Annotated in this window: 6 protein-coding genes; 3 read left to right on the forward strand and 3 right to left on the reverse strand. The window is 73.5% G+C overall.

Annotated features, from left to right (window positions below):
* A partial coding sequence (locus tag AB0C29_RS32125) for a hypothetical protein (RefSeq protein WP_360828133.1) occupies positions 1-274 on the forward strand: 274 nt, incomplete at its 5' end.
* A 1-nt stretch (position 275) separates the two neighbouring features.
* On the opposite strand, the gene AB0C29_RS32130 is transcribed toward AB0C29_RS32125, so the two are convergent.
* The 3 genes from AB0C29_RS32130 to AB0C29_RS32140 are packed head-to-tail and all read right to left on the reverse strand — an operon-like array spanning position 276 to position 3,203.
* The gene (locus tag AB0C29_RS32130; RefSeq protein WP_360828136.1) at positions 276-1,145 is read right to left on the reverse strand and encodes an ABC transporter permease; all 870 of its coding nucleotides are present in this window, start codon (positions 1,143-1,145) and stop codon (positions 276-278) included.
* Entirely contained in the window at positions 1,132-2,064 is a 933-nt protein-coding gene (locus AB0C29_RS32135; RefSeq protein ID WP_360828139.1) for an ABC transporter ATP-binding protein, read from the reverse strand. The genes AB0C29_RS32130 and AB0C29_RS32135 overlap by 14 nt, the downstream gene beginning before the upstream one ends.
* On the reverse strand, positions 2,061-3,203 hold the full coding sequence (locus AB0C29_RS32140; RefSeq protein WP_360828142.1) for a hypothetical protein: 1,143 nt from the start codon (positions 3,201-3,203) through the stop codon (positions 2,061-2,063). Before AB0C29_RS32140 ends, AB0C29_RS32135 begins: the two co-directional genes overlap by 4 nt.
* 102 nt (positions 3,204-3,305) lie before the next feature.
* Here AB0C29_RS32140 and AB0C29_RS32145 point away from each other — a divergent pair, with 102 nt between their 5' ends.
* Together AB0C29_RS32145 and AB0C29_RS32150 are read left to right on the forward strand one after the other, a co-directional pair.
* Positions 3,306-3,974, forward strand: coding sequence for a response regulator transcription factor (locus AB0C29_RS32145; protein ID WP_360828146.1), 669 nt, complete (start codon positions 3,306-3,308; stop codon positions 3,972-3,974).
* 2 nt (positions 3,975-3,976) lie between these two features.
* Positions 3,977-5,319 (forward strand): ATP-binding protein (locus tag AB0C29_RS32150; protein WP_360828149.1); only part of this gene is annotated, 1,343 nt, incomplete at its 3' end.

The following is a 5,319-nucleotide window of genomic DNA, read 5'->3' on the forward strand; positions in this document are numbered from 1 at the left end:
GGCCGCCGCTGTCTCGGCCATCCGCCCGGCCCTGGCCGGCCGCAAGCACCGCGTTGTCGCCTGCCCGACCACCTTCGCCGAGCTGGAGAGCGTCCGCGCCGGGATAAGTGCCGACCTGCTGCGCACGGCCGGCTACTCGGTGCAGGTGGATCCGGTCGCGGGCGCAGTCCGCGTCGAGGGCGACATCCCGGCCGACGTCGCCGCCGCGCTCATCGACCGCTACGGCCGGGCCGTCGTCGTGGAGCGCGACGGAGCCGCCCGCCGGTCCGCGTGAGTCAGCTGGTGATGTCGCGGCCGGCGAAGCGGGCCCACGCCGCCGACAGGAACACCAGGATGTAGGCGCCGGCCGACAGCAGCCCGGGCGTCAGCGCGTCGAAGGACACCGGGTCGCGCAGCAGCTCCCCGAAGTCCTGCCAGTGCCGGGTCAGCAGGTACGGATGCAGCCAGTCCAGCTGCGGGATCTGCTGGAGCACGAAGCTGGCCACCGTCAGCATGGTCAGCGCGATGGTGGCACCCATCGGCTGCTCGGTGAGCGTCGACAGGAACAGCCCCATGGCGCCCAGCGCCGACAGGCACACCCCGAGGAACAGGCAGACGCCGAGCAGCCGCAGCAGGGCCTCGCCGAAGCCGACCTGGGTGCCTGACAGCAGCGTGACGTCCCCGCCGCCGAAGAGGATCAGCCCGATCACCAGCCCCGAGACCGCCACCACCAGCGGCGCCAGGAACGCGCCGGCGACGATGCCGGCGTACTTGACGGCCAGCAGGCGGGTCCGGCCCACCGGCACGGTCAGCAGGTAACGCAGCGTGCCCTGGTTGGCCTCGCCGGCTACGGCGTCCCCGGCCAGCATCGCGATGGCGATCGGCAGGAACAGTCCCAGCTCGACGCCGAGCGCGGCCAGCGCCACGAAGAAGCCGTTGCCGGTGATCTGGGCGAAGAAGTCCGGACCGCCGCCGGGGCGGTCCGAGGTGTCCGGCGCGGCCACCTTCATGGCCACGGCCAGCACGACCGGTACGGCGGCCAGCGCGGCCAGGCCGACCTGGTTGCGCCGGCGCACCGCGATCAGGCGCAACTCGGAGCGCAGGAACCGGGTGGAGACCCGGCGTACCGGGGTCGCCGGGACCCCGGCCACCTCAACCGCTGACATCGAAGCCTCTTCCGGTCAGGGAGACGAACACGTCCTCGAGGCTGGGCGACTCGGCCGCGAAGCCGCGTACCGCCACCCCGTCGTGCACCAGCGCGGCCACCACCTTCTCCGGCGCGATCGCGCCGAGCTGGCCGGTGGCCTCGGCCGCCGTCTCGGCGACCTCGGTCAGGCCCAGCGTGCGCAGCACCTGGGCGGCCTGGGCCGGCTGGTCGGTCAGCACCCGGGCCCGCGGTGCCGCGTCCGAGCGCAGCTGGGCCAGCGGCTCCTGGGCGACCAGCTTGCCGCGGTGCATGACCCCGACGTGCGTGCAGACCTGCTCGACCTCGGCCAGCAGATGCGTGCTGAGCAGCACCGTCGCGCCCTCCGCGGCGAGCGCCCCGACCAGCGCGCGCACCTCGCGGGTGCCCTGCGGGTCCAGGCCGTTCGTCGGTTCGTCGAGGATGAGCAGCTCCCGCGGCACCAGCAGGGCGGCCGCGATGGCCAGCCGCTGCTTCATGCCGAGCGAGTAGGTGCGGTAGCGCTTGCCGGCCGCCGCGCCCAGCCCCACCCGGTCCAGGGCCGCGGCGATCCGGGCGTCCGACGTCCGGGCCTCGGCGCTGCGATCGGCCGCGTCCACCCGGCGCAGATTGTCACGCCCCGACAGGTACGGGTGGAAGCCGGGGCCCTCGACCAGCGCGCCGACGCGGGGGAGCACGTCGGCGGCGTGCTCCGGCATCGCCGCGCCGAGCAGCTCGTACTGCCCGGCGGTGGGGCCGATCAGCCCCAGCAGCATCCGGATCGTGGTGGTCTTGCCCGAGCCGTTCGGGCCGAGGAAGCCGTAGACCGAACCGCGGGGGACAGCCAGGTCGACGGTGTCCACCGCGACCTGGCTGCCGAACCGCTTGGTCAGCCCCTGTGTGGCGACCGCGAGGTCAGTCACTTTCCGGCTGCCTCATACAGCTTCTCCGGGGCCACCGCGCCGACCAGGACCCGGCCGTCGTCGGTGATCAGCGCGCTGAACAGGGCGCTGGTCAGCAGGTGCCCGCTGCCCCAGCTGCCGCTGACCTTCGGCAGCGTCCCGACGATGGCGTCCAGCTGCCCGGCCGCGCCCGCCGCGCCGTCCTTGGCCTTGGCGTCGTCACCCTTGGGCATCTTGGCCACCAGCACCGACGTCCAGCCCTTGCCGACGACCTTGGTGCCCTCGGCGGCTTCCTTCTGCGCCTTCTCCGCCTCGGGCGTGATCGCCTTCTCGCGCTCCTTGGCGATGTCGGCCTCGCTCGGCTCGGTCACCTTGGTGCCCGGCGGCGGGTTGAAGGTGAACTGCTGGGCGTCCGGCACCTCGAAGCTGACCTGCTGGAACGCCACCCGTACGGCCGGGTCGTTGGCACCCTTGGCGTACACGTCCACGCCCAGCGGGATGTGCTTCTCCGCGTCGATGGCCAGGCGCACCTGGCCCACCAGCGAGGCGGTGTCACGCGGGGTGAGGACCAGCTCGTACGCGTCCCGGCCGGCGACCTTGGCCGCGCCGGTCGTGGTGACCGCCGTGGTCGGGTCGATCGCGGCGAGCGCCGCGTCGGCGGCCTCCTGCGGCGTCGATGGCACACCCGACGGCAGCGCATCGGGCTTGGCCGCCTTGCCGGCCTTGTCCGCCGGCAGCTTGAAGTGCGTCGCCGAGCTGTCGGCGCTGCGCCACATCCACACGTCGGAACCGTTGCGGATCACGTCGGTCTCGCCGAGCGTGCCCATCAGGGCGAGGCGTGCCTTGTCCTCGCCGGCGTACCAGACCCGCGCGGTGTTGCTGCCCGCGACGAGATTCATGATCTCCGAGCTGCCGGCCCCGCTGGTGACGCCGGGCAGCGACGGCAGGCCCAGGTCGGCCGTCTGCACGACCGTGCCGGAGAAGCCGTCGACCTTCGCGTTCTGCACGTCGACCAGCAGCTGAGCCGCGCTGCGCTCGGGCAGCGAGGGGTCCGCGCTGGCGACGATCGTGCCCGCCGCGGCGCCGCCTCCGATGACGACGACCGCTGCTGCTGCCGGAACCAGCCAGCGCAGTGCGGGCCTTGACCTGAACACACTCACGATGAGCACCTCCCGTTGTCTGCAGCCATCCTGCGCCGCACCGGCTGTGACGCCGCTGAGAACATCCCCTAGGGGTTGCCCCGCCCGTGCCAAGGTAGTGGGGTGCGGTTGCTGGTGGTGGAGGATGAGGCGCGGCTCGCGGCTGCCCTGCAGCGTGGTCTGCAGGCCGAGGGTTTCGCGGTGGACGTGACCGGCGACGGTCAGGACGGGCTGGAGCTGGCCCGTCACGGTGACTATGACGCGATGATCCTCGACGTCATGCTGCCGCGGCTGTCCGGCTACCGGGTGGTGCGCCAGCTGCGCGCCGAGCAGAAATGGCTGCCGGTGCTGATGCTCTCGGCCAAGGACGGCGAGTACGACCAGGCCGACGGGCTGGACTGCGGCGCCGACGACTACCTGACCAAACCCTTCTCGTACGTGGTGCTGCTGGCCCGGTTGCGGGCGCTGCTGCGGCGGGGCACCCCGGAACGCCCGGCGGTGCTGCGCCACGGTGACCTGGAGCTGGACCCGGCGCAGCGCAAGGTGACCGTGGCCGGGGCCGAGGTGGTGCTGACCGCCCGCGAGTTCGCCCTGCTGGAATACCTGCTGCGCCGCCCCGGCGAGGTGGTCTCCAAGACCGAGCTGCTCGACCACGTCTGGGACGCCGCGCTGGACACCGCCGCGAACGCGGTCGAGGTCTACGTCGGCTATCTGCGCCGCAAGATCGGCCGGGACCGGCTGGAGACGGTCCGCGGCGCGGGCTACCGGCTGGCCGCCGTCGACGGGTCCTGAGCGTGGCCTGGCTGCGCCGGCTGAGCCTGCGGGCGCGGCTGCTGCTGGTGTCGGTGGTGGTGCTCTTCGTCGGGCTGGCCGGCGGCGGCGTGGTGCTGGTCGCGACGATGAACTTCGCCCTGCTGCGCACGGCGAACAACGAGGCCCTGCAGACCGCCGACGCGATCGCCGATCTGGTCGACGCGGAGACGGTGAGTGATCCGCTGCCGGCTGCTCCGGGCGTACGGGTGCAGATCGTCGACGCCCAGGACCGGGTCCGTTCCGTGTCCGCCGGCGCCGACCGGTTGGTGCCGATCCTCTACCCGGACGAGATGGACGCGCTGGGGGACCGGGAGGGCCAGTTCATCCCCGGCAACCGGATCGGCTTCGACGGCCGGGTCCGGGTGGTCATGGTGACGGCCGGGCCCGCGAACGACCGGGTCCGGGTGCTGGTCGCGCGGCCCACCTCGGACCTCACCCAGGGCCTGCAACTGCTGCGCACCACCCTGCTGCTCACGTTCCCGGCGTTGGTGGCGCTGCTCGCGCTGGTCGCCTGGCGGGTGGTCGGCGCGACGCTGCGCCCGGTCGAGGCGTTGCGGGCCGGCGCCGAGGAGATCACCGGCGGGGCCCGCTCCGACCGGCTCCCGGTGCCCGACTCGCACGACGAGATCCACCGGCTGGCGGTCACCCTCAACGGCATGCTGCACCGCCTGGACGCGGCCCGGGGACGGCAGCGGGCCTTCGTCGCCGACGCCGCCCACGAGTTGCGCAGCCCGCTGACCAACATGCGCACCGAGCTGGAGGTGGCGCAGCGGCTGCCGGACACCACCGACTGGCCGGCGCTCGCCGACGACCTGCTGACCGATGTGGACAGACTCAGCCGGCTGGTCGACGACCTGCTGCTGCTGGCCCGGGCCGACGACGGCAGCACCCGGGTCGAGGAACGGCGGATGGAGACTGTGGAGCTGGGCCAGCTGCTGGGCGAGGTCGCGGCCCGCTACCCGGCGGTGGAGTACGAACGCCCGGCGGTGCCGCTGCGCACCCGCGGGGAACGCGACGCGCTCGGCCGGGTGGTGGCCAACCTGCTCGACAACGCCGTCCGGCACGCCGCGTCGTCGGTACGGCTCACGGTGCTGGCCGACGGCGCGTACCAGATGATCTCGGTCTCGGACGACGGCCCGGGCATCCCGGCGGCCGACCGGGAACGGGTCTTCGACCGCTTCACCCGGCTCGACGACGCGCGGGCCCGCGACGCCGGCGGTTCGGGGCTGGGCCTGGCCATCGTCCGCGAACTGGTCCGCCGGCACCGGGGCACCGTGGTGCTGCGGGGCGCCTCCCCGCCGCCGGGGCTGCGCGTGGACGTCCG

The organism is Actinoplanes sp. NPDC048791, from assembly GCF_040650095.1.
Taxonomy (GTDB): Bacteria; Actinomycetota; Actinomycetes; order Mycobacteriales; family Micromonosporaceae; genus Actinoplanes.